Genomic DNA, 26,785 nt, shown 5'->3' on the forward strand with positions numbered 1-26,785 from the left:
GAAGTAATATGTGTTTAGTAATACCAGAAAGATATGAAACAAATTTAGGGGTTATAGAAACTCAACAGGCAATAAAGGATTTAAAGGATTTTTTTGAAAATAGATTAGGAGAAATGCTAAAATTGACAAGAGTATCTTCTCCATTGTTTGTTTTACCAGAAACAGGTACAAACGATAACTTAAATGGTGTGGAAAAACCAGTGAGTTTCCAAGTCCCTTACTTAAGAAAAGATGCAGAAATAGTACATTCTTTAGCTAAGTGGAAGAGAATGGCTCTTAAAAAATATGGATTCCCTGTAGGTAGAGGTTTATATACTGATATGAACGCTATTAGAAAAGATGAAGAACTAGATAACTTACATTCTTTATATGTTGACCAATGGGATTGGGAACTTATAATAAATAAAGAAGATAGAACTATGGAAACACTAAAAAAAGTTGTAAGAGATTTATATGAGGTTTTTAAGGAAACTGAGGAACATGTTCATAGTATATATCCTGAGGTAGAATGTATATTACCAGAGGAAATAACTTTCATAACTTCCCAGGAACTACTAGATATGTACCCTGACTTAAGTCCAAAAGAAAGAGAAAATGCTATTGCAAAAGATAAAAAAGCAGTTTTCTTAATGCAAATAGGAAAAGTATTAAGCAGTGGACAAAAGCATGATGGAAGAAGTCCTGACTATGATGACTGGGATTTAAATGGAGACATATTATTCTATAACCCAGTACTAGATAGTGCTATAGAACTTTCTTCTATGGGAATAAGAGTAGATGAAGAGGCATTAGAAAGACAATTAAAAGCAGCTAAATGTGAAGATAGAAAAGAATTAGATTATCATAAAGAATTGTTAGATGGAAAATTACCATATACAATAGGTGGAGGTATAGGTCAATCTAGAATATGCATGTTCTTTTTAAATAAAGCTCATATAGGTGAAGTGCAAGTAGGAATATGGCCTCAAGAAATGATTGAAGAATGTAGTCAAGCGGGAATAACTTTACTATAATTTATAAATTTTTAATAAAAAATATTACTAAATTTTAATAAAAACTCATATTATACAGCAAAAGCTTTGCTTACATTAAAATGTGAAAATATGATGAGATAAGCTCAAAACAAGTAGTTTTGATAACGTAAAATCAGTTGTCAAAACTACTTTTTTGTAGGTAAAATATTAAATTTAATTTGAAATATGAGAAAGGATATAATGTTTAAAACTGATGATTGTTTAATATATAGAACTGCAGGAGAATGTAAGGTGATAGATATATCAAAAAATATAATAAATAAAGTAGTCAACTATATTGAAAATCATATTTAATAAATTTTGTAATACATTTTTCTATACATTTGTATATAATTTAGATAAGAAAGTAATATAAAAGTAGTAAATTCTTACTACTGAGGGGGAGAAATGTATAAAAAAATTTTACCAATTATAGATTTAGATATAATTGTGGTTATTTTTTTGGTAGTTATGCTGCATAAATATAAAACAAAATTTAAAATGAATGAAAAAATAAATAAAACTTATGTTTATATAATAACTACCACTATAATAATTATAATATTAGAAATATTAGATAAAATTTTATTATTACATCATAATACTATTCTTGTGCCTATTACAAAAACAATTAATATTATTGGGTTTGGATTATCTCCCATGGTATCATTTTTATGGATGATATATTTATTGCAATATTTTAACGTGGAGCTAAGGTCAAAACTTACGATGATACCATTAATAATAAATTTTTCAATAAGTATATTGAGCTATAAATATGGTTTAATATTTGAAGTTAACAATATAAACGTATATAGCAGAGGTACTTTTTTTATTACATCCATTCTTATAACATATTTTTACTTTATGATAAGTTTAATAATTATATTTATGAATAAAGAAAAAACAGAAGATAAAGAATATATAAATTTGATTATGTTTGAAGCTATACCTTTTATTGCAGCTATTATTCAAATATTTTTAAATAATCTATTACTTATTTGGGGATCTGTAGGAATCTCTTTAGTAATACATTACATATATCTTCAAGAAAAACTTTTAAGATATGATAATTTAACAGGTGTATGGAATAGGATGACGAGTGAACTATATATATATAATAATTTTATGAATAAAAATAGACCATTTTCACTTGTTTATGTGGATGTTAATGACTTTAAGCTTATTAATGACACTTATGGTCATAATGAAGGGGATAAAGCTTTAATTAATATTGCTAATTTTCTAAAGGATTATTTTAAAGGTATAGGTAAGATAGGTAGAATGGGTGGAGATGAGTTTATTATAATTATTTACAAAGAAAATGAAATTCAAATAAATAATATAATTAAAGATGTGAATCTTCAGCTGTTTAAATACAATGTTAAATTAAATAAATCATACAACTTAACTATAAGTACGGGCTATAAAAAATTTTATAATAATTATTCGCAAATTGATGATTATATTAAAGATATTGATGAATTAATGTATATAAACAAAGAAAAAATAAAGAAAAAATTACATTAGTCGATTGTTAGAAATACAGAGGGGGAGAATATGTATGAAGGAATGTATAAAAAAAAATAAAATATTATTATTTATTACAATAATATTTAGTGTTATATCATCCATAACAATGGTAGGTGTATCATTATTACTACAATCAACCATAGACAAGGTAATGAATGGAGATATGGAAGGATTTAAAAAAATCTTAATTTTTACTTTAGTATATTGTGCAATTATGGGATTATTATATTTTATCTATGATATCCTTAGCAAAATGTTCATTAGGAATGTAACGAGAGAACTTAGAAGTAAAATTTTTTCAGGTATAATAAATCACAATTATAAAGATTTTAATTCTAAAAATACAGCAGACTATATATCAGCACTGACTAATGACATTAAATTAGTGGAAGAAAACTACATTACATCTTTATTATTGGTTTTACAGTTTTCAGTGGCGTTTATAGCAACGATAGGTATATTGCTATACTTAAGCCCCTTGGTGACAGGTTGCTTATTTGTAAGCATGTTATTAATTTTTATAGTACCAAGTATTTTTGGGAAAAAACTAGAAAGTAAACAGATGAACCTTTCTAATAAACTTACATCATTTACTACTGTAATTAAAGATATGCTTAGTGGGTATGATGTTATAAAATCTTATAATTTAAAGAAAGATGCATTTGAAGAATTTGAAAGAGAAAATAAAGATTTAGCTAAGACGAAGTTTGAAGCAGATAAATTACTAGTAATAAACGAAACTTTATCTCAGTTACTTGGTATGGGAACTCAATTTGTTGCAGTATTTTTATCAGCATACCTGGTTTTAAAAGGCAATATTACAATGGGGACATTGATAGCAATTGTTCAATTGTCAGGAAGCTTTATTCAACCTGTTATTATGATAATGAGCTATGCTCCAAAGATTACGTCTATGACTTCTGTAATAAAAAGGCTAGATGATATGTCTAATTATAAAGATAGTAGCTTTACAGGAAGTGAAAACCCTTCATTTGACAGATCTATAGAAATAAGTAATGTAAATTTTGCATATGAAGAGAATAAAAGTATTCTTGAAAATGTAGATTTAAAAATAAAGAAAAATAAAAAATATGCTATTGTAGGTCCTAGTGGCTGTGGAAAGTCAACTTTAGCAAAGTTAATTCTTGGATATTATGCAGACTACAATGGAGAAATCAAATATGATGACAAAGAAATTAGAAATGTAAACATAGAAAAAATTAATAAGATGATTTCTGTTATTCATCAAAATGTATATATGTTTGATAAAAACATAAAAGATAATATTTGTTTATATAAGGAATTTTCAAATGAGAATATAAGCAATATATTAGAATTAAGTGGTGCAGATAAATTTATTAATGAATTGGAAGAGGGATTGGATTATTTTGTAGGTGAGAATGGAAATAACTTATCTGGAGGACAAAGACAAAGAATAGCCATAGCAAGAGCTTTAATTCAGCAGACGCCAATCCTTGTATTAGATGAAGGGACTTCAGCAATAGATATGCAAACTGGATATGATATTGAAAGCAGATTATTAAATTTAGACAATCTTACACTAATAACGATTACGCACAAAATGAGTCAGGAATTATTGAGTTTATATGACGAGATAATTTTTATGGAAGGTGGCAAAATAATTGAGCAAGGTAGTTTTAATGATTTAATAAAAAAAGAAGAAAAATTCTATGATTTTTATAAGCTGGAAACAGCATAATTAATTGTAAATAAAAAGTGATGAATTATAAGATAATTCATCACTTTTGTTTTTAAGATAGTCCATTTACTGCTTTTAAGGTTTTTGTTGGGCAACAAGTTTCATATATAATACTTCCATCTTCTCCAATGTAAGAATTATAAACTGTTAAATTTTTAATCAATTCACTGTAATGATATGCAAGTAAGCCTGCGTTATTAGGGGTTGATATTCTTACTACTTTTGTTTCATCAAATTTAAATCTATTTTGTTTTAATATACTTCTTGTAATATTTACATCCCTTGAAGACTGAACATCATTTTCGCCTACTATAAATACAAATTTTAGTTGTTTGTTATTTTCTGATATATAATATGCAGAAATATTTAAGTTATTTTCTCCAAGATCATTTAACAAGGCAGATAGGTATTCTTCGCTAGTATAAACAGTAAATTGAACTATAATAGAAGCATTAGAATTATTTACGCTTGAAGGGTTAACTTTATTTATTAAATTTTTATCTTTATTCATAATTCACTGTCCTCCCTTGTAATAATATTAAGACATATTTCTTTAATGTCTATATCCTATAATATGACACAATGGACTTGGATGTTACATAAAATTACATTTATTAATAAGTTAATAAATTTGTGCTAGTTTTAAATTTATAGTAAATTTGTATATAATAAGATAAAACATAGGTATTTATAAAAATAGGAATAAGGAAGTTGTTATGAAAAAGATAAAAATATCAGTTAGAAGCTTAGTTGAGTTTATTATGAAAAAGGGAAGCATAGACAATAGATTTGTAGGAAATATTAAAGCGATTGAAGGAATTAGAGGTCATCAAAGAGTACAAAAATCCTATGGAGATGAATATACCTCAGAAGTATCTATAAAACATAAATTTGCTTTTGATGAAGTAGAGATAGAAGTAGAAGGAAGAATAGATGGACTCTTAATTGAAAATGATAAAATTATAATTGATGAAATAAAAACTACCACAAAAGATCTGCTATTAATAGATGAAGATAGCAATCCCCTTCATTGGGCTCAGGTAAAATGCTATGGATATATGTATTGTATTCAAAATAATTTGGATAATATAGATTTGCAAGTAACTTACTATAATATAGAAAATAAATCTACAAGAATATTGAGAAAAAACTTTCAACTAAGTGAATTAAAAGAGTTTTTCTTTAAGTTAATTAATGAATATAAATTATGGGCGAATATGGAGAAACAATGGATGGAAACAAGAAATGAATCTATTAAAAATTTAGAGTTTCCATTTTCAAAATATAGACCAGGACAACGAGAATTCGCAGTGCGAGTTTATAAAAGTATAGCAGATAGCAAAAAATGTTTTGCCATGGCACCAACAGGTACTGGAAAAACTATATCAACACTTTTTCCAGCTATAAAAGCAATGGGAGAAGAGAAAACTTCAAAAATTTTTTATCTTACATCAAAAAACATAACACGAGAAGTAGCTAATGACACTATAAGCTTGATGAAAAAACAAAATTTAATTTTGAGAAGTGTGACAATAACTGCCAAGGAAAAAATATGTAAGATGGAAGAGACTAATTGTAATCCAGATTATTGTCCTTATGCCAGTGGGTATTATGATAAAATAAACAGAGTTCTTAAGGAAATTTTAAGTAAATATAATGATTTTAGCAGAAAAAATATTGATGAAATAAGTGAAATTTATAAATTGTGTCCCTTTGAATTATGTCTTGATTTAACAATGTTTAGTGATGTAATTATTTGTGACTATAATTATATATTTGATCCTAGAGTTTATTTAAAAAGGTATTTTGATGTGAAAAAAACAGATTTTACATTTCTTGTAGATGAGGCACATAATTTATTAGACAGAAGTAGAAGTATGTACTCTGGAGAAATAAATCAAAATATTTTTATAAAAATGAAAAAAATAATAGGGAAAAAAGATAAAAGAATATTAAATACAACAAAAGAAATAGAAAAATATTTTATAGATAAATCAAAGGTATTAAATTTAATAAAAGAAAAACATGTTATTGAAGAGGAACTGCCTAAATCTCTTATAGGGCTACTTAATATCTTAATGAAATTTATGGATGAATATTTATCAAGAAGCAATGAAGAAAACTCTGAACTACTGGATTTGTATTTTGAAGTTAATAAATTTTTATTTATTTCAATTTTTTACAATAATAATTATAAAACTATATATAGTGATGAATTGCTTGGTACTAATGTGAAATTATTTTGCGCGAATCCTTCAGACTTAATTATTGAAAAAATGAATAAATCCAAATCTACAACAATTTTTTCTGCAACTTTAACACCTTTAAATTATTATAAGGATATTTACGGCAGTGAAGAGGGAGATTTTGTAATAAGTTTAAAAAGTCCTTTTGATGTAAAAAATAGGCTGATAATAATAGGAGATGACATTTCTACTAAATATAATAAAAGAGAAGATACAATAGAAGATTTAGTAGAATATATTAAAGTTTGTGTGGAAAGCAAAATTGGAAATTATATGGTGTTCTTTCCATCCTATAAATATATGGAATTGGCTTATGAAAAAATTAAAGATAAATATAGAAAACTGAATGTAATCATACAAAAAAATAATATGAGTGAGGAAGAAAAAGAAGAGTTTTTAAATTTATTCAATAATAATAAAGAGACTCATGTGGGATTTTGTGTCCTAGGGGGACATTTTTCAGAAGGTATAGATTTAACAGAAGATAAGCTTATAGGAGTTATTGTTGTTGGGGTTGGAATGCCACAAATAAACATTGAAAGAGATATAATAAAGAACCAGTTAAATGAAAATAATAAAGGATTTGATTATGCATATGTTTATCCTGGAATGGCAAAAGTACTTCAAGCTGTGGGTAGATGCATAAGGACTGATAAGGATAGAGGGGTAATTTTACTCCTAGATAATAGATATTCAAATTATAGATATAAAAGCCTTTTTCCACAAGAATGGAGTCCTTATATGAGGATAAAAAGGCCTAATGATATTAAGGGTTTATGTAAGAAATTTTGGAGTGATGAGTAAAGTAGCATAAGAAAAACACTACAGATTAGTAGTGTTTTTCTTATATAAAAAATTAAAATTGTAGTTTGTTTAATATGCCATTAGTTATAATTTTTTTATTTTCACTAAAGTAAACAATCAATCCAGTATAGAACTTATTAGAAATATTTAACATATCTTTCATTTCTATTAAATTACCTAAAAATTCTTCTTTATCCATAGTACCTATAATATATCCTATAAAACACTCTAAGTAAGAAGTTGCTTTTTCTTGCCAGTTAGCTTCTTTTGATAAAGTAGATTGGATAAAAGGTGTTATACACATATATGTAGCTAATTCTCCAAGATCTCTTTCGTCATAGCTCATGAGATTTTCTTTTGACTTTATTTTAAAATCGTCACCTAAAAATACTCCATTTAACAAATCAGATGTAACATTAATTATGTAAGTTAGTATCTCATCATCAGTACTTTTTGTTAAAGAGTGAAATATAATATTATCAGAATCAAAATCTTTATAATGAATTAAATTTTTTAATTTCATTTCATACCTCCAAGTTATTATAGTAATAATTATATAATGATTACCATATTTTGAGTATAAATATTATTGGTAATTTTTATTCAATTGCAAAAAATTATTTATCATATAAACACAATGAATTAATCTAATTATAGAATATATACAAAGCCTCTATTAATAAATTTATATAATGTATGTTTAAGTATTATATTTATGATATAATCCATAAATATAATACTTAGTAAAACAGAAAGGATTGAAGTTTAATGGAATTTATACCAACAAAAACAATTATATCATCTTATAATGAAAATCCACATTGGTTTGGAATTAATTACAATATGAATATATATAAAGGTTGTTGTCATGGATGTATTTATTGTGATTCTAGGAGCAACTGTTATCAAATTTTAGATTTTGATAGAGTAAGAATAAAAGAAAACTCAATAGAAACAATAAAAAAAGAACTTCAATCTAAAAGAAAAAAAGGAGTGGTTGGAACGGGAGCAATGAGCGATCCTTATAATCCATTTGAAAAAGAATATAAACTTACTAGAGAAGCTTTAAGAATAATCGATGAATACAGGTTTGGAATAGGAATTGCTACAAAGAGCAATTTGATAACCAGAGATATAGATATACTGAAAAAAATACAAAGCCATTCTCCGGTTATAATTAAAATGACAATCACAACCTTTGATAATGAACTATGCAAAAAAATTGAAAGAAAAGTATGTACGTCAGAGGAAAGATTTAAGGCTATAAAAGAGTTAAGTGATAATAACATATATACGGGTGTATTGCTTATGCCATTATTACCTTTCATTAATGATAATGAGGATAATATAAAAAATATTATAAAAAAAGTACATGAATGTGGTGGAAAATTTATTTTTACATATGGCATGGGAGTAACACTTAGAAATAATCAAAGAGAATACTACTTTCAACAATTGAGAAAAATATTCCCAGGAGAAAACTTAGATAAAATATATATGAATACATTTGGAGATGTATATGAAAATACCTCACCAAATGCAACTTATTTATGGAAAATTTTTAAATCAGAATGTGAAAAATATAATATTTTATATAAAATGGAAGATATTATAAAGGACTATAAGCATAATTATGAAAGAACTCAGATAACTTGGTTTTAATTATTGTTATATATATTTTTTATGATATATTACAAATACAAATCTAGAAGGGAAGAAATATTAATGACAAACATAAAAGAATTTAATATAAGTGAAGAAGAACTTGCTGAAATAGAAGAGATTAAAGATTTAGCACAAGGGTGCACAAATTATTTATTAGAATCTATAATAAATAGGGAAACAGGAGAGCAAATTGAATTAGAAGAAGAGAATAAAAAAACTATTTTTAAGTTAGTTTTAAATAAAACAATGGAGTTTATAGAAGAATACTCTTTTCCAAGTAATGAAGAAGATTTTGCAAAATATGTTGAAACTATGGTTACATATATGCAAGAAAAATTATAGGTACAAAAGGAATGGTTGAAAACCATTCCTTTTATTTTGTATAAAATTAAAATAGAAATGGAATAAGGTTTTTACAAGGAGTTGCATGAAATAATAAAATGATTTAAAAAATACTATTTAAAATGAAGATTGAACTAGTTATAATATTGGTATACTAAGTGCTTAATTAATTATTGTTTGATAATGTATCTTTAAATAAAATTTAAAATACTTGTATAATTATATGCTTGTAAAATTTTTTTTACAAGAAATAAGCTTTTTTCTTGAAAACGTTGTCGAATGATGGTATTATAAATTCAAGAAAAAAACTTGGGGGAGAAAAAATGAAAAAACTAGTCAACAAATGGAATAACATTAGCTTAGTAAAAAGGATCATTATTGGTTTAATAGTTGGGATAACGTTTGCCTTAACTATGCCAACACAATTAGCACCCGTAGGAATTTTAGGATCATTATTCGTAGGAGCTTTAAAAGCTGTGGCTCCAATATTAGTATTTTTTTTAGTTATGGCGGCCATATGTCAGCATAAAGAAGGACAAAAAACAAATATAAAATCTATAATAACTTTATATCTTGTGGGCACATTAATAGCCGGTATAGTAGCTGTTGTGGGAAGTTTCTTATTCCCGGTAACATTAACACTTACTGCAGGAGCTGAAGGAGTGACACCTCCAGGAGGTGTAGGCGAAGTACTAAAAGCTTTATTAATGAATGTTGTTGACAATCCAGTAAATGCAATAGCAAATGCAAACTATATAGGGGTGTTAACTTGGGCTGTTGTTCTTGGACTTGCACTTAAAAATTCATCAGATTCAACTAAGCAAGTAATTGTAAATGTATCTGACGCCATATCTCAAGCTGTTAGATGGGTAATTAATTTAGCACCATTTGGTATAATGGGATTAGTATTTGATACAATAGCAACATCGGGAATAGAATCATTATTAAGTTATGGGCAATTAATAGCTGTATTATTAGGAAGTATGGCAGTCTTTGCTTTAATAGTTAACCCAATAATAACTTTTATATCAATAAGAAAAAATCCATATCCATTAGTATTAAGATGTTTAAGAGAATCTGGAATTACGGCATTCTTTACAAGAAGTTCAGCTGCAAATATACCAGTAAACATGAAACTTTGTAAAGATTTAGGATTAGATAGTGATACTTATTCAGTATCAATACCTTTAGGAGCGACTATAAACATGGGTGGCGCTGCAATAACAATATCCGTTCTTGCTTTAGCAGCGGCTCATACTTTAGGAATAAAAGTTGATATAGGAACAGCGATAATATTATCAGTATTATCAGCAGTGTCTGCTTGTGGGGCATCAGGAGTAGCTGGAGGATCATTGCTTTTAGTACCGCTGGCTTGTTCATTATTTGGAATACCAAATGAAATAGCAATGCAAGTAGTTGGTGTTGGATTTATAGTTGGAGTTATACAAGACTCTGCTGAAACTGCATTAAACTCTTCAACTGATGTTCTTTACACTGCAGTGGCAGAGTTTGGCAAGAGAAGGAAAGAATCTGAAAATAAAGCTGCTTAATAATTTTAAGTTTAGATTAATATAAATAATAGGAAATATACTTAAAACCATATTGATATTTAAATCAATATGGTTTTGTTTTTACAATAAGGTTATTGCGTTTTTATCTGACCATAATTAGATAAAATTATTATTATCATACAAATATGAAGAAATATATCTAAATATTTTATTGAAGAGGTTAATAAAAAATATTTAAATATCTATATAAAAAAATCTATAATGTTGAAGTAAATATAGTATAGTGTTAGAATGAAATTAAAATAAAATATCTAGGGGAGCTATTGCTGAGATTGAATTTTTAAATTCTAAACCCGTTGAACCTGTTTGGATAATGCCGACGTAGGGAGATTAAATATTGTATATATTTTGTTTTAACATTTTATTGTTAATTACATTATTTATTAATTTTGATTAGAGGTCGTACATTTATTGTATGACTTTTTATATTAAGAAAATCTTTCTTATTTGGTGCAATTTTTGCCAAGTTAAGAAAGATTTTTTTATTAAAAATTTTATAAAGATAAAATGAAAGGGGAAATGAAATGAGTTATACAACACAGATGGATGCAGCAAGAAAGGGAATAATAACACAAGAGTTAAAAAAAGTAGCAACATATGAAAATATGGATGTTAAAGAATTACTCAATTTAGTAGGAGAAGGTAAGGTTGTAATCCCAGCTAATAAAAACCATACCTCTTTAAAGCCTTATGGTATAGGTAAAAAATTAAAAACAAAAATTAATGTAAACTTGGGTACTTCTAAAGATTGTCTCGATACGAATGTAGAAATGGAAAAGGTTATGAACGCAGTAAACTTAGGTGCAGAAGCTATAATGGATTTAAGTTCTTTTGGAGATACTCAAACATTTAGAAAAAAATTAATAGATGAGTGTCCTGCCATAATAGGTACGGTGCCTATATATGATGCAGTAGTATATTATAATAAGCCATTAAAGAAAATAACTGCAAAAGAATGGTTAGATATTGTTAGAATGCATGCAGAAGATGGTGTGGATTTTTTAACTCTTCATTGTGGAGTTAACAAACATACAGCGAAAAGATTTAAAAAATCTAATAGACTTACTAATATAGTTTCTAGGGGAGGATCTATTATATTTGCATGGATGGAGTTAACAGGCAATGAAAATCCTTTCTATGAACATTATGATGAAATATTAGATATTTGTGCAAAACATGATGTTACTATAAGTTTAGGAGATGCTTGTAGACCTGGAAGTATTGCAGATGCAGGTGATGTATCTCAAATTGAGGAGTTAGTTACACTTGGAGAATTGACTACTCGAGCTTGGGAGAAAAATGTTCAGGTTATGATAGAAGGTCCTGGTCACATGCCATTAAATCAAATAAAAGCTAATATGGAAATAGAAGAAACTGTTTGTAAAGGAGCGCCTTTTTATGTTTTAGGTCCACTAGTTACTGACGTGGCACCAGGTTATGATCATATAACAGCTGCTATAGGCGGAGCTATTGCAGCTACTTATGGAGCGTCATTCTTATGTTATGTAACTCCGGCGGAACATTTAAGATTACCAACTGTAGAAGATGTAAAAGAAGGAATAATTGCATCTAAAATAGCAGCTCATGCAGCGGATATAGCAAAAGGGGTTAAAGGTGCAACTGATTGGGATGACGAAATAAGCGAAGCTAGAAGAAATTTAGATTGGGAGAAAATGTTTGATTTAGCTATAGATAGTGAAAAAGCAAGAAGATACAGAACAGATTCTAAACCAGAAAATGAAGACACTTGTACAATGTGCGGGAAGATGTGCGCAGTTAGAAATATAAATAAGATATTAAAAGGTGAAGATGTAGACATTATGGACTAATTAAAAAACACCTTAGAATAGGTTATAAAAGTCTATTCTAAGGTATTTTCATTTTTTATGTTGTTAGTTTTGTATAATATTGCTTAAAGATTCTTCTTGTTTGTTGTAAATATATCTTTTAAAGTAAATTAAAAGAACTCCAGTGACTGGTACGGCTAATAAAATACCTAAAAATCCTGTATATTTTCCAGCAAATGTTACAGCGAATATTGTTAATATTGGTGGTACACCAACTTGTTTTCCAACAAAATGAGGTTCTAATATGGCACTTTCTAATTGTTGAACTACTATCATAACTACTAAAACTAAAATAGCTTTATTGATAGAGAAGAATAAGTTGGTAACAACAGCTATTATAGTACCTAAAATAGGACCAAAGAAAGGAATCATATTAGTTACACCGGTAATTATTCCTATAAATAATGCATATTTAGAACCTGTTAATGCAAGTACTACAGTACAAATAATACCATAAATTGTAGAATCCATAGCTTTTTCTACTATATATACACCAACATTATTATCTAAAATATTAAGAAATTCTTTTACTTTAAAATAATGTTGTTTTAATATTTTTGGGAAAAATAAACTTACAACTTTAATATATTTCTCCTTTGATAAAAGTAGATAAACTGAGATAACTAATCCCAGTACAATGTTTATAGTATAAGATACAATGGTACTCATTAAATTAATAATAAAGCTACTAACAGTAGATGCTGTAAAACTTGATATTGGAATTAGAACCTTAGTAATAAAATCACTAATTTGAGATTTTATATATTGGTTAGTAATATCAAATTTAAATTGTGATGAAATATTGTTAATCAAATCTTGTACCTGATATATACCGCTTGGAACAGAAAGAGCAAGCTAATTAATATTAGATTTTATGACTGGCACAATAAATAACCATGAAAAGATTAATATAACCAAAGTTATTCCATAAATTATTAAAACGGAAACTCCTCTCTTTAATTTAAACTTATCCTCTAATTTTTTCATAGGTTGGTTAAGCATATATGCTATTATAAAACCTATATTAACTTTTCAAACTAGAATACAAGAAAAGATATTATAAGGGAAAAACTACAATTTTACAACTTTGAAACAAAAATAAAACCTTAGTTTAATTAATATTAGGAAGTCGAAAGTTATTAGTAGTGAACATGGATCATTCTTATAGTAATTGCTGTCATAAATTACACCCTGAAATGTATTTGGAAATAGATGATTTCAAAGTTGATTATGAAAATAGCAACAAATTATTAAAGTCTATATTAGGGGGATAGTTTCTCAACAATAGTTATAATATATACGAGTAGATATAAGCCACGGAAAGGTATGAGGTAATTAGATAAATAAATAGATAAAAATATTAGTTGTTGAAGATGAAGCAACAAGTATTGCGCTACGCATTGTAAATGCAGAATACAACACTAATATGAATGATGCGCTTGAAATTACTACTTTAATAAGTGATATTGCGAAGATAATAAATGATTTTTATGGAATTAAATTAGATGAAGAAAGCTTACATTATTCAAGATTAATAACGCATTTAAAATTTTTATCTCAAAGATTATTTTTGAATGAAACAATAAAAGATACAGATGATATTTTAGTAGATATGAAAAAAATAAATATTAAAGATATTTAAAAAATTAGTTAAAGAAGAAAAAAGTGTTACTGTTGTAACGCATTCGTCAATTGTATGTGAAAAAGCAGATTTGATTTACCAATTTAATTTTGGTAAAAAAGAAGCTATATAAATGTATATTAAACCATAGAATAATCTTTTCATTGGAAATTCTATGGTTATTTTTGATTTTGAAGAAAAAATAGAAAATGAATTCAAATTAAAAAGAAAATTGAATATTTGAATAATTGAAATTAAAAGTTCGTAAGTTGATTTATATGAATAAAATGAATCTGGATATGCAAAAAAATACTTATTAAATATAAAACATAATAAATAAACAATAAAAATGCTTTAAAAATTAAGGTTTTAGTAGGTTTGAAAATATTACAAATATTATTAATTAAAAATAATTGCAAGGGTTAAAAAAAATATTGCAAAAATAAAAACTTTAATATACAATTTATATTAAAATGAATAGGGTTGATATAAACTTATTTTGAAAGTAGAATTTGGAATTTAATCATGATGGAGGTGTATTAATGAAATGTTTACCAGTTGGAGACTCAGCTCTAACTTTAGAATTTGGCGATGAAATTAATTATGAAATTAATAATATAATTAGAGTTTTTAATAAAAAAATTAAGTCATTAAATATAGATGGAATAGTAGAAGCAGTACCATCTTTTAAAGCGCTATTAATTTATTATAATCCGGAAACATTATTTTTTAGTGAAGCAAAAGAGATTGTAACTGATTTATTAGAAACCATAGATGTTAAGGATAACAAAGTAAGAAAAGTTATAGAAATTCCAGTTTGTTATGATGAAGAATTTGGAAAAGATTTAGACTTTGTGAGTCAATATACAAAATTGTCTAAAGAAGAAATTATAAAACTACACAGTTCAAAAGAATATTTAATATATATGCTAGGTTTTTTACCAGGTTTTGCATACTTAGGAGGGATGGATGAAAAGTTAGTCACACCAAGATTAAAAAATCCAAGATTAAAATTAGAAGCAGGAGCAGTAGGAATTGGTGGGGAGCAGACAGGAATTTATCCTTTAGCATCTCCTGGTGGGTGGAGGATCATAGGAAGAACACCTATTAAGCCATATGACTCAAATAGAAACAGAGCAATTTTATATGAAGCTGGAGATTATATAAAATTTAAGCCCATAAGCAAAAAAGATTATTATAAAATAAAAGACTTAGTAGAAAATGGAATTTATGAATGTAATGTGGTTGAAGGGAGTGCATAGGGTTGGGAATTGAAATACTACAATCTGGACTATATACCTCTGTACAGGATTTTGGGAGAATTGGTTATCAAGATTCGGGTTTTTCTGTATGTGGAGCAATGGATAAAAAATCTTTAGCAATTGGAAATATTCTAGTTGATAATCGAGAAGATGAAGCGGGTCTAGAAATAACTTTGATTGGACCTAAAATAAAATTTACAGAAGAAAACTTTATAGCTATAACTGGTGGTGATTTAAAACCAAAAATAAATGGAGAAAATATCCCTATGTATAAAGCTTTGTTTATTAAAAAAGATGATATTTTATCTTTTGAAAACGCTCAAACAGGAGCTAGGGCATATATAGCTTTTTGTGGAGGATTAAAAATTGATAAAGTAATGGGGAGTAAATCAACAAATGTAAAATGTTCTTTAGGTGGATATAAAGGAAGAACGTTGAAAGAGGGAGATTTTATTAAATTTTCTTCGCCAAAGGTATATTTAGAAAATTACTTATCTAGAAAATTAGTTTTTAAGTTAGAAGAAGAAAAAGAAGTTGTGGTGAGAGTAATATTAGGACCTCAAGACGATGCTTTCACACAAAAAGGAATTTATACATTTTTAAATGAAAAATATGAGGTAACAAAGGAGTTTGATAGGATGGGATGTAGATTAGATGGACCTATTATAGAACATGAAACATGTGCAGATATTATATCTGATGGAATTGTCCTAGGATCAATACAAGTACCCTCCCATGGCAAACCAATTATAATGTTAAGCGATAGACAGACAACAGGCGGGTATACAAAAATTGCAACCGTTATCTCTGTAGATATTGGAAAACTAGCTCAAAGAAAAACTGGAGACAAAATAAAATTTGAAAAAATATCTGTAGAAAAAGCACAAAAGCTTTATAGAGATGAAATAAAAAAAATTAAAGAACTTAAGAAACAAATTAATAAGCCGTGTATTGAAGTACTAAATCCAAGAAATACATCTAAGAAAATTGAAATATTGTTAAATAATAAATAGCAAGTTTGCAAAAGGGGGGCACTAACATGGACTTCAAAGAAATATTAAAATTAATTGAAGCAATAGATAAATCTGCACTTACTAAATTTTCTTTTAAAGAGGGAGATACAAAAATAAAAATAGAAAAGAATGTGGAAGGTACTATATGTACAAAACCAGTCACACAAAATGAAGTTTTGCAAATAAAAGAAGAAGTTGAAAAAGTAGAGTCGGATAATTTTGAGTATATCAAATCTCCACTTATAGGTACTTTTTACAATTCGCCATCGCCTGAGGAAGAACCTTATATTGCTGTAGGAGATAAAGTATCTAAAGATCAAGTAGTAGGTATAATTGAAGTTATGAAAGTAATGAATGAAGTGAAATGTAATTACGATGGAATAGTTGAAGACATTTTAATTAATAACAATGATACAGTTGAATATGGTCAGAGTCTAATAAAAATAAAGGTACTTTAATTATGGGAGATTAGTTATGTTTAATAAAATATTAATTGCAAATAGGGGAGAGATAGCAGTTCGTATAATTAGAGCTTGTAAAACTTTAGGGATAAAAACAGTGGCAGTATATTCTAAAGTAGATGAAAATTCACTTCATACGGTTTTGGCAGATGAAAAGATTTGTATTGGAGAGGCAAATCCAAAGGAAAGCTATTTAGATATGAGTAAAATTGTAAGTGCAGCTATAGTAACAAAATCAGATGCAATTCACCCAGGATTTGGTTTTTTGTCAGAAAAAAGCGAGTTTGTAGAGTTATGTAAATCACAAAACATTAAATTTATAGGTCCAGATAGTAAAATAATTGATGCTATGGGAAATAAATCAAAAGCAAGAAACACAATGATTCAAGCCGGCGTTCCTGTTGTTCTAGGAAGTAAGGCGCCTATATATACAAGTGAAGAAGGTAAAAAAATTGCAGATGAAATAGGATACCCTGTAATAGTTAAGGCATCTTCTGGTGGTGGAGGAAAGGGCATGAGAATAGTAGAAAGTGAAGAAGATTTTCAAACACTATTTAATTTGGCTCAGGTAGAATCAGTAAATGCATTTAATGACAATACTATGTATGTTGAAAAATACATTAAAAATCCTAAACATATAGAAGTTCAAATCTTAGGGGATGGTTATGGAAATGTAATTCATCTAGGTGAAAGAGATTGCTCTATACAAAGAAACCATCAAAAAATGATAGAAGAGTCACCTTCTCCTGTTATTGATCAAGTAACTAGAAAAAAAATAGGAAGTATGGCTGTTAAAGCTGCAAAGGCAGTAAATTATAAAAATGCAGGTACGATTGAATTTTTAATGGATGAGAATTTTAATTTTTATTTTATTGAAATGAATACAAGAATTCAAGTGGAACATGCAGTAACGGAAATGGTCACAGGTTTGGATTTAATTAAAGAACAAATAAAAATTGCTTATGGTGAAAAATTATCTTTGAAACAAGAGGATGTTAATATAAAGGGACATGCCATAGAGTGTAGAATAAATGCAGAAAATCCAGCAAATAACTTTTTGCCATGTCCAGGGAAAATAACCTCATTAAATCTTCCAGGAGGAAATGGAGTTAGAGTTGATACCTTTGTATATTGTGGATATAACATACCAATTAATTATGATTCTATGATAGGAAAAATAATCGTTCATGGTTGTGATAGAAAAGAAGCCATTGAAAAGATGAAAATTGCTCTAGATGAATTAGTAGTAGGTGGGATTGAAACTAATGCAAATTTTCAATATTCTCTTATGAATAACCCAGTTTATGTGAATGGGAAAGTAGATACAGGATTTATAGAAGAATTACTACGATAAAAATGGGGGTGTAAAAATGGATTACTCAAAAGAGTCACCAGTTAAAGTTAGAAAAATGATTAGAGAAGGCAAGTACTTAAAACCAACTTCTGGTATATGTAGTGGTTATGCTCAGGCTAATTTAGTAATTTTACCTAAAGATTTAGCTTATGACTTTCTTTTATTTACACAAAGAAATCCGAAATCATGCCCTATTTTAGAAGTGTCAGATGAGGGGAGTAGAAGTTTAAAATATATTGCAAAAGACGTGGATATTGCAAAAGATATTCCAAAGTATCGAGTATATGAAAATGGAATATTAAGGGGAGAATATGAGGACGTAGAAGAATTTTGGCAAAAAGATTTTGTTAGTTTTTTAATAGGATGTAGCTTTTCTTTTGAATCAGAACTAATAAAAAATCATATTGAAGTAAGGCATATTGCTGAAGGGTGTAATGTGCCAATGTATAAAACTAACATTGAATGTATAGAAGCAGGCATATTTAAAGGGAATATGGTAGTAAGTATGAGGCCTATTCCTTATAATCAGGTAATAAAAGCAGTTACAGTAACTGAACAGTTTCCAAAGGTTCATGGTACACCCATTCATATTGGAGATCCTAAAATAATTGGAATTGAAGATATTAATAGTCCTGAATTTGGAGATAGTGTAACAATTAAAAAAGGGGAAGTCCCAATATTTTGGCCTTGCGGGGTAACACCTCAATCGGTAGTTATGAATGTAAAACCTAGTATAGTAATAACTCATTCACCAGGTCATATGCTAATTACTGACATTAAAAATGAAGAATTAAAAGACTAAATAAGTTTTGGGGGAAGAAGTTATGTATAGAGTAGACTTAAATTGTGATTTAGGGGAAAGTTTTGGAAGATATAAATTAGGATTAGATGAGGAAGTCATTAAATATGTTTCTTCTGTTAATATAGCTTGTGGCTTTCATGCTTCAGATCCAGTTGTAATGGAAAAAACTGTTAAATTAGCTAAAGATAATAATATATCTATAGGAGCTCATCCGGGATTTTTAGATTTGATGGGATTTGGAAGAAGGAATATGGATATTTCTTTGGAGGAAGCTAAAGCATATATAAAATATCAAATAGGAGCATTATATGGATTTTGTAAAAGTGAAAATGTGAAACTTAATCATGTAAAACCTCATGGAGCACTGTATAATATGGCAGCAAAAGATTATAACTTATCAAAAGCCATATGTGAAGCTATATGTGAATTTGATGAAGAAATTATACTTGTAGGATTAAGTAAAAGTGAGTTAATTCGCGCAGGAGAAGATGTTGGACTTAAATGCGCCAATGAAGTTTTTGCAGACAGAGCTTATGAAGAAGATGGAACTTTAGTAAGCAGAAAAAAAGATGGAGCAATAATAACTAATGAGGACGAGGCAATAGACAGAGTAATAGGTATGATAGTAAATGAAAAAGTAGAATCCATAAATGGAAAGTATATAGATATAAAAGCTGACTCTATTTGTGTCCATGGTGATGGAATAAAAGCTTTGGAGTTTGTAAAAAAAATAAATAAAAAGTTAAAAGAAGATAATATAGAAATAAAACCATTATTTTAGAGATTGTAATCATATTTAGAAAATTTAAAGGGGGAATGGGTATGGAAGTTTTAAAGGAGAATTCAATTGAAGAAATAGTAAAAAAAGAAAATAAATTTAAAGAAAAATTAAAAAATATAGGTCCGGGAGCCTTAATAGCAGCTGGATTTATAGGTCCGGGGACAATAACAACTTGTACAAAATCAGGAGCAAGCAGTGGATATACTCTTCTTTGGGCAATGTTATTTTCAACAGTTGCAACAATAATATTTCAAGAAATGGCGGCAAGGTTAGGTATAGTTACTCAAAAAGGTTTAGGTGAAAACATTAGAGAAAAAATTTCTAATAAAATATTAAAAGGCATAGCAGTAGGAATAGTAATAGTTGCCATATTTATAGGAAATATAGCTTATGAAACAGGCAATTTAGTTGGTGGTTCTATGGGACTTTCAATATTAATACCACAAGTTCCGAATACTATATGGGCACCATTGTTAGGCGTAGTGGCATTTGCGTTACTTTGGTCAGGAAATTATAAAAAAATAGAAAAAATATTAATAGGATTAGTTTTAGTTATGAGTGTTACATTTTTTACTACTGCCATAGTCTCAAAACCGGATTTTGGAGCAATTATAAAAGGAATGTTTATACCAAGAGCGGGAGCAAATGATTGGTTAACTATAGTAGGATTAATAGGAACAACAGTAGTTCCTTATAACTTATTTTTACATGCATCTTCAGTATCTGAGAGATGGACTAGTAAAGAAGATTTAAAAAATGCAAGAATAGATACAGTTATATCTATAGGACTTGGAGGTCTTATTTCTATGGCTGTAATTATTTCAGCATCAGCATCTTTTCATGGAGGCCAAACAGTTATAGATAGTGGAGCAGTAATGGCTGAGCAATTAGAACCATTACTTGGGTCATGGGCAAAATGGTTCTTTGGTATAGGATTATTTGCTGCAGGTTTTACTTCTGCAATAACAGCACCACTTTCAGCAGCATTTGCTACAACAGGTGCTCTTGGATATAAAAAGGATATGAAAAGTATGAAGTTTAAAATAATTTGGATGATAGTTTTAGGAGTAGGTATAGTGCTTAGCGCTCTTGGAATGTCATCAAGCCCAACAGAACTCATACTCGTAGCTCAAGCAGCAAATGCTATAATATTACCAATTATTGCAATATTCTTAATATATGTGCTTAATCATAAGGATTTGGGTGAGCATAAAAATAAGCTTTGGAATAATGTATTGGGTCTATGTATATTAAGTGTAACTTTAGTTATAAGTTATCGTTCATTATTATCATTTGCTGAAGCTGTAAAGGGATTGTTTATGTAAATTTAATATAATTATATAAAGGATAAGGTTTTATAATAAAACCTTATCCTTTATATTTTACTATGACTTTTTTAACTAAACAAATATATAGTTGTGCTATAATTTATTCTAAATATAGAAAAAGGGGGAAAATAAATGCCTATAAAAATACCATCACAGTTACCTGCATACAATGTACTATCAAGTGAAAATATCTTTGTAATGAATATAGAAAGAGCAAATCATCAAGATATTAGATCGCTTAAGATAGGGATATTAAATTTAATGCCTATAAAAATACAAGCTGAAAATCAACTGCTTAGATATCTTTCAAATACACCACTTCAGGTTGAAATTACATTACTTCAAACTAAATCATATAGGGGAAACCATACACCGCTTGAACATTTGGAAAAATTCTATAGATATGTGGATGACGTTAAAGATGAAAAGTTTGATGGACTTATTATTACTGGGGCACCAGTAGAACAAATGGAATTTGAGGATGTGGCTTATTGGGATGAATTGAAAAATATAATGGATTGGACTAAAAATCATGTTTATTCAACAGTTCATATATGTTGGGGAGCACAAGCAGCTCTTTATCATCATTACAATGTGCCTAAATATCAATTAGATAAAAAATTATTTGGCGTATTTAAACATAGGAATAATTTTGAACATGACAATTTAACGAGAGGTCTGAATGACTTGTTCTATGCTCCTCATTCTAGGCATACAGAAGTAAGAAAAGAAGATATAGAGAAAGTTGATGACTTAGAAATTTTATCACAATCAGATGAAGCAGGGATATTTATTGTAGCTAATAAAAGTAGAAGACAAATATTTATAACTGGTCACTTAGAATATGATAGAGATACTTTAAAAGGAGAATACTTAAGAGATTTAAGTAAGGGATTATCTATAGAAATACCTAAACATTATTTTGAAAATGATGATGACAAAACTACTCCTTTCGTTACTTGGAGAGAAAGTGCCAATATAGTTTTTGGAAATTGGTTAAACTACTGTGTATACCAAAATACACCTTATAATATAGAAGAAATAAATTGATTGATATAATCAGGGATATATTTATTTAGCAAATAGAATTATTAATAAATTTTCCTGGGAAATAATTGATATAAATTCAATATGAAAATATAGAGAGGAATAAGGTTATTCCTCTCCTAATAATGTTAAATTATAAGAAAATAAGAGGTCATTAATACGAAGGATATTTAAGTTTTTATTTAGACCGAAGATTATAATACTATCTTTTGTAATTTTGGGATAAAGTTCACCGCAATTACCTATTTTTAAAGCCTTATTAGTTTCATCTAAAGTGAAATTACTACCTATACATAGTTGTAATATTTTGTCTCTGCTAGGTTTTTTATCTCCTCTTAAAATTTCATATGCATAAGTTCTATCTAAGTCTGCATTTTTAATAACGGCGCTTTTACTCATGCCTTTTTCTTTGAATATTTTTTCGAAATATTCACAAAGTTTTATATTTCTTGAGTTATCTAAAGTGTTTGATATAAAATCATCTAAATTAGATTCATCATCTATATTATTTAATAAACTCATAAGCTTTATTGTTTCTAGATTTTTCATATATTTCACCTCTTTATGTAATATGATATAATTTTAGCGTTAGAAAATCAATAATATGAGGTGCTAAATTTGAATATAAATATGGAATTTAAATTATCATTGTATGAGGAACTGAAATCTATTCATAAAAGTAGAAAAGTTGAAATTTTTATAGTTCAAAATATACAAGATGAAAAAATATATATAAAGAAAGTAATAAAAGAGTATACAAAGGAAATATATGAAGTTATAAAAAATATAAATTGTAAAAATATACCTAAAATATATGAAATATTAGAAAAAGAGGATCAACTTATAATAATTGAAGAGTTTATAAATGGAAATACTTTGCAGGAGATTCTAGAAAAAGAAAATAAGCTAAGAGAGAAAGAAGTAATTGAATATATGATTTCTTTGTGTGATGCTTTATATGAAATTCATAGTTTAAATCCTCCTATAATTCATAGAGATATCAAACCAGCTAATATAATTATAAGTAATGATAATATATTAAAATTAATTGATTTTGATATTTCAAGAATTTATAAAGAAGGTGAAAGTTTAGATACAACACTTCTTGGAACAAAAGGATATGCCTCTCCAGAACAGTTTGGATTTGATCAAACAGACTGTAGAAGTGATATATATGCAATGGGTATTATGATGAATGTATTAACTACGGGAAAACATATAAAAGAAGAATTTAATAATACTTTGCTAAAAGACATAATAAAAAAATGTACTAATATATCTGCAGAAAAAAGATATGCTAATGTCCTTGATTTAAAAGAAGAATTAAAAAGTAAACTTTATGATAAAAAATATACTAACATGGATAAAAAAGCAGATAGTAAATATCATATTAAAGAAGATATAAAAACAGAACATTATTATTCAAAAGCCTTGCCAGGTTTTAGAACTAAAAATCCAATATATATGATTGGTGCTAGTCTTTGGTACTTGTTTTTAACAATGGGTCTATTTATTGCAAAAAGTTTTAATGAATTTTTAGAGAATATTATACTTGTTATAGTGATGTTATCAACTTATTTCATATTTACAAATTATTTAGGAATAAAAAACAAGTTACCATTGATAAAAAGCAAAAAAGTAGCAATCAGGTTGGTAGGATATTTTATTTATGTTACATGTATCTTTTTAATTGGCGGTGTATTATTAAGTTTAACTATGAATTAAAAATTCAATTTTGTATGCTGACAGCGTACCAACACCCATGAGTAAATTTATATAATTAATTTATAATTAGACAATTACTTATGGAGGTAAAATATGAAGAAGATATTATTAGGTATTATTATTGGATTTGTAGTTATTGTTGGAGGTTGTGTAGCATTAGTTGGAGCAGGAATGTCTAGTGTAGATAATGCAGTAAAAGAAGTGGAAAAAGAAACAGTTAAAAATGATAATAAGCTACAAGAAATGGCTAAAGATATAAAATGGAAAGTAAAAAGAGGTGATTATAGTACTGAGATAGTTGGTATCTTTGAAAATACCAGCAAAAAAGTCATAGACTATGTTGAATTTGAATATAAATTAATGAACTCTGACGGAACAGTTATAGAAAAATCATTTACTAATGAAACAGAAATTGAGCCTGGAGAAAAGAGAAAAATTGAAATATTCTGCTCAGAAAATGATTTTGATAAATATGATATTAAAGTAAAATCCAGTGCTTTTTAAATAATTAAAAAAGTTTAAATAGGGGTATTTAAATTATATATATTAAGTGTGCATTTTGGGGGAAATGCATACTTTTTTTGTTATGAAATTTGTGAAATTTCTCATAAATATAAAAGGTGTAATGTGAGATAATCTGTTTTTATTCACACTACACCTTGTTAATTTATTTTATCTAGTGCAAATTTTTGCAGAAATATTTGTGCATGTAATTTTTAGCAAAAAAATTTTATTTAAAGCTTCATTTTTAAACTCACTGGTACTATTTTTAGAAGTATAATTTCCTGTTATTTTATTTAGACCATGGATTTTATCATAAATATTATGGACAAATCCAACCCTACCTGCAGACATTATACTATAGTATTCAAAATCATGGTCGCAAGAAGTATCATTTTCGATAATATGTTTTTTATTGTCAATTTCTATGAATACATTTGGGTTTTCCTCTAAAATATCAAGTTTTTTACCTATGGTAGAACAGTTACAGTAGAGAATAAGCTCCCCTTTGTCACTAAATTCATAACCATAATTTAAAGGAACTAAATAAGGTACATTATTTTTACACATGGCGACTCTAACCACTTGACATTTAGAAACAATCTCTTTGATTGTATTAATATCCTTAATAGTTCTATCTTTTCTTCTCAAAATCCCCATCCCCTTAGTATATAATATATAATTGTAATAATTATAGCACTATTATATGTAAAAAAATGTATTTGAAAAATATACAGAATATTAAAATTTTTATTTATATAAAGAAAACAAAAAGCCAATAAAGACATTTGTCTATAATTGGCTTAATTATTTATATTTGTTTTATACGTTGAATCTCCAGTTAACTACGTCGCCATCTTGCATTACGTATTCTTTACCTTCAAGTCTAACTTTACCTTTTTCTCTTGCATTAGCTATAGAACCACATTCAACTAAATCTTTATAGTTTACTATTTCACCTCTAATGAATCCTTTTTCCATATCAGAGTGTATTTTACCAGCAGCTTGTGGAGCTTTAGTTCCTATTGTTATAGTCCAAGCCCTGACTTCTTGAACACCAGCAGTTAAGTAAGACATAAGCCCAAGTAAAGAGTAAGAAGATTTTATTAATTTATCAAGACCTGATTGCTCAAGACCTAAAGATTCTAAGAATTCTTGTTTTTCTTCTTCAGATTCTAATTCTGCTATTTCTGCTTCTATTTGAGCGCAAACAACAACAACTTCAGCGCTTTCATCAGCAGCAAATTCTCTAACTTTGTGAACATATTCATTATTTTCGCCTTCATCAGCTAAATCATCTTCACAAACATTTGTAGCATATATTACTGGTTTAGAAGTTAATAAATTTAAAGTTTCAACAAATTCTCTTTGATCATCGTTTAAATCCATAGTTCTAACTGATTTATTTTCTTCTAGAACAGCTAGTATCTCTTTTAAGAATTGTACTTCAGCAGCGATAGATTTATCAGCTTTAGCAGCTTTGCCACTTTTTAATATTCTTCTTTCTAATATTTCTATATCAGAGAATATTAATTCTAAGTTTATAGTTTCTATATCTCTAAGTGGATCAACACTTCCATCAACGTGAACGACGTTTGGATCATCAAAACATCTAACAACGTGAACTATAGCATCAACTTCTCTTATGTGAGATAAGAATTTATTTCCTAAACCTTCACCTTTTGAAGCGCCTCTAACTAAACCTGCTATATCACAGAATTCTATAGCTGTTGGAACAACTTTTTTACAATCATACATTTCTCTAAGTACTTCTAATCTTTCATCTGGAACAGAAACAACACCAACGTTTGGTTCTATTGTACAGAAAGGGTAGTTTGCAGATTCAGCTCCTGCTTGAGTTATAGCATTAAATAGTGTACTTTTACCAACGTTTGGTAATCCTACTATACCTAATTTCATATTAATAATCTTCCTTTCTTATATGAATTTACATATTTGTCAATTTTATTTATACATAAATTATAAACACTTCTTAGTATTTTCTAGACATACATATTGATTATACATCATAATCTTAATATGTGTAAACACGTTTGAAATAAGTTATTATTTGTAAAATACATTATTTTTGTAAGAATTTATATTATTAATAGGATTTTAACTTGAAATTTGGCATATCCTAATAAAA

At 27.5% G+C, this 26,785-nt stretch carries 25 protein-coding genes, 1 pseudogene and 1 riboswitch; of the genes and pseudogenes, 20 read left to right on the top strand and 6 right to left on the bottom strand.

Annotated features, from left to right (window positions below; genetic code table 11):
- Positions 1–8: 8 nt before the first annotated feature.
- The 4 genes from asnA to K0040_RS09145 all read left to right on the top strand — a co-directional run bounded on the left by asnA (position 9) and on the right by K0040_RS09145 (position 4,266).
- Positions 9–1,013: an aspartate--ammonia ligase gene (gene asnA, locus K0040_RS09135; RefSeq protein ID WP_228108593.1), complete on the top strand. Its 1,005-nt coding sequence runs from the start codon at positions 9–11 to the stop codon at positions 1,011–1,013.
- A 186-nt stretch (positions 1,014–1,199) separates the two neighbouring features.
- Positions 1,200–1,328 (top strand): hypothetical protein, encoded by a 129-nt coding sequence (locus tag K0040_RS20695; protein WP_265588847.1) that lies wholly within the window; start codon positions 1,200–1,202, stop codon positions 1,326–1,328.
- Positions 1,329–1,421: 93 nt separating this feature from the next.
- Positions 1,422–2,543, top strand: coding sequence for a GGDEF domain-containing protein (locus tag K0040_RS09140; RefSeq protein ID WP_228108594.1), 1,122 nt, complete (start codon positions 1,422–1,424; stop codon positions 2,541–2,543).
- Between the two features lie 34 nt (positions 2,544–2,577).
- Positions 2,578–4,266, top strand: coding sequence for an ABC transporter ATP-binding protein (locus K0040_RS09145; RefSeq protein ID WP_228108595.1), 1,689 nt, complete (start codon positions 2,578–2,580; stop codon positions 4,264–4,266).
- Between the two features lie 52 nt (positions 4,267–4,318).
- On the opposite strand, the gene K0040_RS09150 is transcribed toward K0040_RS09145, so the two are convergent.
- Positions 4,319–4,777: a hypothetical protein gene (locus tag K0040_RS09150; protein WP_228108596.1), complete on the bottom strand. Its 459-nt coding sequence runs from the start codon at positions 4,775–4,777 to the stop codon at positions 4,319–4,321.
- Positions 4,778–4,982: 205 nt separating this feature from the next.
- Between K0040_RS09150 and K0040_RS09155 the strand changes: the two genes are divergently transcribed.
- Positions 4,983–7,316, top strand: coding sequence for an ATP-dependent DNA helicase (locus K0040_RS09155; protein ID WP_228108597.1), 2,334 nt, complete (start codon positions 4,983–4,985; stop codon positions 7,314–7,316).
- Between the two features lie 52 nt (positions 7,317–7,368).
- Here the strand turns inward: K0040_RS09155 and K0040_RS09160 are convergent, their stop codons facing one another.
- Complete coding sequence (locus K0040_RS09160; RefSeq protein ID WP_228108598.1) at positions 7,369–7,839, bottom strand: hypothetical protein; 471 nt, start codon at positions 7,837–7,839, stop codon at positions 7,369–7,371.
- Positions 7,840–8,084: 245 nt separating this feature from the next.
- Here K0040_RS09160 and K0040_RS09165 point away from each other — a divergent pair, with 245 nt between their 5' ends.
- From K0040_RS09165 to thiC, 4 genes are all read left to right on the top strand, one after another.
- Positions 8,085–8,978, top strand: coding sequence for an SPL family radical SAM protein (locus K0040_RS09165; protein ID WP_228108599.1), 894 nt, complete (start codon positions 8,085–8,087; stop codon positions 8,976–8,978).
- Positions 8,979–9,041: 63 nt separating this feature from the next.
- The gene (locus K0040_RS09170; RefSeq protein ID WP_228108600.1) at positions 9,042–9,323 is read left to right on the top strand and encodes a hypothetical protein; all 282 of its coding nucleotides are present in this window, start codon (positions 9,042–9,044) and stop codon (positions 9,321–9,323) included.
- A 323-nt stretch (positions 9,324–9,646) separates the two neighbouring features.
- The gene (gene sstT / locus K0040_RS09175) at positions 9,647–10,873 is read left to right on the top strand and encodes a serine/threonine transporter SstT (RefSeq protein ID WP_228108601.1); all 1,227 of its coding nucleotides are present in this window, start codon (positions 9,647–9,649) and stop codon (positions 10,871–10,873) included.
- 264 nt (positions 10,874–11,137) lie between these two features.
- Positions 11,138–11,239, top strand: a riboswitch (TPP riboswitch).
- 179 nt (positions 11,240–11,418) lie between these two features.
- Positions 11,419–12,723, top strand: coding sequence for a phosphomethylpyrimidine synthase ThiC (gene thiC, locus K0040_RS09180; protein ID WP_228108602.1), 1,305 nt, complete (start codon positions 11,419–11,421; stop codon positions 12,721–12,723).
- 63 nt (positions 12,724–12,786) lie between these two features.
- Here the strand turns inward: thiC and K0040_RS09185 are convergent.
- Positions 12,787–13,575, bottom strand: a pseudogene (locus K0040_RS09185) (AI-2E family transporter); the annotation flags it as partial.
- 592 nt (positions 13,576–14,167) lie between these two features.
- Here K0040_RS09185 and K0040_RS09190 point away from each other — a divergent pair.
- The 9 genes from K0040_RS09190 to metA all read left to right on the top strand — a co-directional run bounded on the left by K0040_RS09190 (position 14,168) and on the right by metA (position 22,413).
- On the top strand, positions 14,168–14,383 hold the full coding sequence (locus tag K0040_RS09190) for a PRD domain-containing protein (RefSeq protein ID WP_228108603.1): 216 nt from the start codon (positions 14,168–14,170) through the stop codon (positions 14,381–14,383).
- A 521-nt stretch (positions 14,384–14,904) separates the two neighbouring features.
- Positions 14,905–15,624: a 5-oxoprolinase subunit PxpB gene (gene pxpB / locus K0040_RS09195; protein ID WP_228108604.1), complete on the top strand. Its 720-nt coding sequence runs from the start codon at positions 14,905–14,907 to the stop codon at positions 15,622–15,624.
- A 2-nt stretch (positions 15,625–15,626) separates the two neighbouring features.
- Positions 15,627–16,637, top strand: coding sequence for a 5-oxoprolinase subunit C family protein (locus K0040_RS09200; RefSeq protein WP_228108605.1), 1,011 nt, complete (start codon positions 15,627–15,629; stop codon positions 16,635–16,637).
- A 26-nt stretch (positions 16,638–16,663) separates the two neighbouring features.
- Positions 16,664–17,095 carry an acetyl-CoA carboxylase biotin carboxyl carrier protein gene (gene accB / locus K0040_RS09205; RefSeq protein ID WP_228108606.1) on the top strand — a complete coding sequence of 144 codons (432 nt, stop codon included), beginning with the start codon at positions 16,664–16,666 and terminating at the stop codon, positions 17,093–17,095.
- 16 nt (positions 17,096–17,111) lie between these two features.
- On the top strand, positions 17,112–18,452 hold the full coding sequence (locus K0040_RS09210; RefSeq protein ID WP_228108607.1) for an acetyl-CoA carboxylase biotin carboxylase subunit: 1,341 nt from the start codon (positions 17,112–17,114) through the stop codon (positions 18,450–18,452).
- 16 nt (positions 18,453–18,468) lie between these two features.
- Positions 18,469–19,254: a putative hydro-lyase gene (locus tag K0040_RS09215; RefSeq protein WP_228108608.1), complete on the top strand. Its 786-nt coding sequence runs from the start codon at positions 18,469–18,471 to the stop codon at positions 19,252–19,254.
- A gap of 22 nt (positions 19,255–19,276) precedes the next feature.
- A complete protein-coding gene (locus tag K0040_RS09220; protein ID WP_228108609.1) occupies positions 19,277–20,035 on the top strand; it encodes a LamB/YcsF family protein in 759 nt (252 codons plus the stop codon).
- Between the two features lie 41 nt (positions 20,036–20,076).
- Positions 20,077–21,360, top strand: a complete 1,284-nt coding sequence (locus K0040_RS09225) for an Nramp family divalent metal transporter (protein ID WP_228108610.1) — start codon at positions 20,077–20,079, stop codon at positions 21,358–21,360.
- 135 nt (positions 21,361–21,495) lie between these two features.
- Positions 21,496–22,413 carry a homoserine O-acetyltransferase MetA gene (gene metA, locus K0040_RS09230; RefSeq protein WP_228108611.1) on the top strand — a complete coding sequence of 306 codons (918 nt, stop codon included), beginning with the start codon at positions 21,496–21,498 and terminating at the stop codon, positions 22,411–22,413.
- A 105-nt stretch (positions 22,414–22,518) separates the two neighbouring features.
- On the opposite strand, the gene K0040_RS09235 is transcribed toward metA, so the two are convergent.
- The gene (locus K0040_RS09235; RefSeq protein WP_228108612.1) at positions 22,519–22,959 is read right to left on the bottom strand and encodes a hypothetical protein; all 441 of its coding nucleotides are present in this window, start codon (positions 22,957–22,959) and stop codon (positions 22,519–22,521) included.
- A 69-nt stretch (positions 22,960–23,028) separates the two neighbouring features.
- Here K0040_RS09235 and K0040_RS09240 point away from each other — a divergent pair, with 69 nt between their 5' ends.
- Entirely contained in the window at positions 23,029–24,135 is a 1,107-nt protein-coding gene (locus K0040_RS09240; protein ID WP_228108613.1) for a serine/threonine-protein kinase, read from the top strand.
- Between the two features lie 93 nt (positions 24,136–24,228).
- Positions 24,229–24,639 carry an FxLYD domain-containing protein gene (locus K0040_RS09245; protein WP_228108614.1) on the top strand — a complete coding sequence of 137 codons (411 nt, stop codon included), beginning with the start codon at positions 24,229–24,231 and terminating at the stop codon, positions 24,637–24,639.
- 168 nt (positions 24,640–24,807) lie between these two features.
- Here K0040_RS09245 and K0040_RS09250 read toward each other — a convergent pair whose 3' ends face one another.
- Positions 24,808–25,287, bottom strand: coding sequence for a pyridoxamine 5'-phosphate oxidase family protein (locus K0040_RS09250; protein WP_228108615.1), 480 nt, complete (start codon positions 25,285–25,287; stop codon positions 24,808–24,810).
- A gap of 171 nt (positions 25,288–25,458) precedes the next feature.
- Positions 25,459–26,556, bottom strand: coding sequence for a redox-regulated ATPase YchF (gene ychF / locus K0040_RS09255; RefSeq protein ID WP_228108616.1), 1,098 nt, complete (start codon positions 26,554–26,556; stop codon positions 25,459–25,461).
- Positions 26,557–26,785: the final 229 nt, after the last annotated feature.

Origin of the sequence: Terrisporobacter petrolearius (genome assembly GCF_020748185.1) — a bacterium.
GTDB classification, from domain to species: Bacteria; Bacillota; Clostridia; order Peptostreptococcales; family Peptostreptococcaceae; genus Terrisporobacter; species Terrisporobacter petrolearius.

Bases quoted from the DNA above. Each gene is read 5' to 3' on its own strand.
- asnA (WP_228108593.1), top strand. From the start codon at position 9: ATGTGTTTAGTAATACCAGAAAGATATGAAACAAATTTAGGGGTTATA.
- K0040_RS20695 (WP_265588847.1), top strand. From the start codon at position 1,200: ATGAGAAAGGATATAATGTTTAAAACTGATGATTGTTTAATATATAGA.
- K0040_RS09140 (WP_228108594.1), top strand. From the start codon at position 1,422: ATGTATAAAAAAATTTTACCAATTATAGATTTAGATATAATTGTGGTT.
- K0040_RS09145 (WP_228108595.1), top strand. From the start codon at position 2,578: ATGAAGGAATGTATAAAAAAAAATAAAATATTATTATTTATTACAATA.
- K0040_RS09150 (WP_228108596.1), bottom strand. From the start codon at position 4,777: ATGAATAAAGATAAAAATTTAATAAATAAAGTTAACCCTTCAAGCGTA.
- K0040_RS09155 (WP_228108597.1), top strand. From the start codon at position 4,983: ATGAAAAAGATAAAAATATCAGTTAGAAGCTTAGTTGAGTTTATTATG.
- K0040_RS09160 (WP_228108598.1), bottom strand. From the start codon at position 7,839: ATGAAATTAAAAAATTTAATTCATTATAAAGATTTTGATTCTGATAAT.
- K0040_RS09165 (WP_228108599.1), top strand. From the start codon at position 8,085: ATGGAATTTATACCAACAAAAACAATTATATCATCTTATAATGAAAAT.
- K0040_RS09170 (WP_228108600.1), top strand. From the start codon at position 9,042: ATGACAAACATAAAAGAATTTAATATAAGTGAAGAAGAACTTGCTGAA.
- sstT (WP_228108601.1), top strand. From the start codon at position 9,647: ATGAAAAAACTAGTCAACAAATGGAATAACATTAGCTTAGTAAAAAGG.
- thiC (WP_228108602.1), top strand. From the start codon at position 11,419: ATGAGTTATACAACACAGATGGATGCAGCAAGAAAGGGAATAATAACA.
- K0040_RS09190 (WP_228108603.1), top strand. From the start codon at position 14,168: ATGAATGATGCGCTTGAAATTACTACTTTAATAAGTGATATTGCGAAG.
- pxpB (WP_228108604.1), top strand. From the start codon at position 14,905: ATGAAATGTTTACCAGTTGGAGACTCAGCTCTAACTTTAGAATTTGGC.
- accB (WP_228108606.1), top strand. From the start codon at position 16,664: ATGGACTTCAAAGAAATATTAAAATTAATTGAAGCAATAGATAAATCT.
- K0040_RS09210 (WP_228108607.1), top strand. From the start codon at position 17,112: ATGTTTAATAAAATATTAATTGCAAATAGGGGAGAGATAGCAGTTCGT.
- K0040_RS09215 (WP_228108608.1), top strand. From the start codon at position 18,469: ATGGATTACTCAAAAGAGTCACCAGTTAAAGTTAGAAAAATGATTAGA.
- K0040_RS09220 (WP_228108609.1), top strand. From the start codon at position 19,277: ATGTATAGAGTAGACTTAAATTGTGATTTAGGGGAAAGTTTTGGAAGA.
- K0040_RS09225 (WP_228108610.1), top strand. From the start codon at position 20,077: ATGGAAGTTTTAAAGGAGAATTCAATTGAAGAAATAGTAAAAAAAGAA.
- metA (WP_228108611.1), top strand. From the start codon at position 21,496: ATGCCTATAAAAATACCATCACAGTTACCTGCATACAATGTACTATCA.
- K0040_RS09235 (WP_228108612.1), bottom strand. From the start codon at position 22,959: ATGAAAAATCTAGAAACAATAAAGCTTATGAGTTTATTAAATAATATA.
- K0040_RS09245 (WP_228108614.1), top strand. From the start codon at position 24,229: ATGAAGAAGATATTATTAGGTATTATTATTGGATTTGTAGTTATTGTT.
- ychF (WP_228108616.1), bottom strand. From the start codon at position 26,556: ATGAAATTAGGTATAGTAGGATTACCAAACGTTGGTAAAAGTACACTA.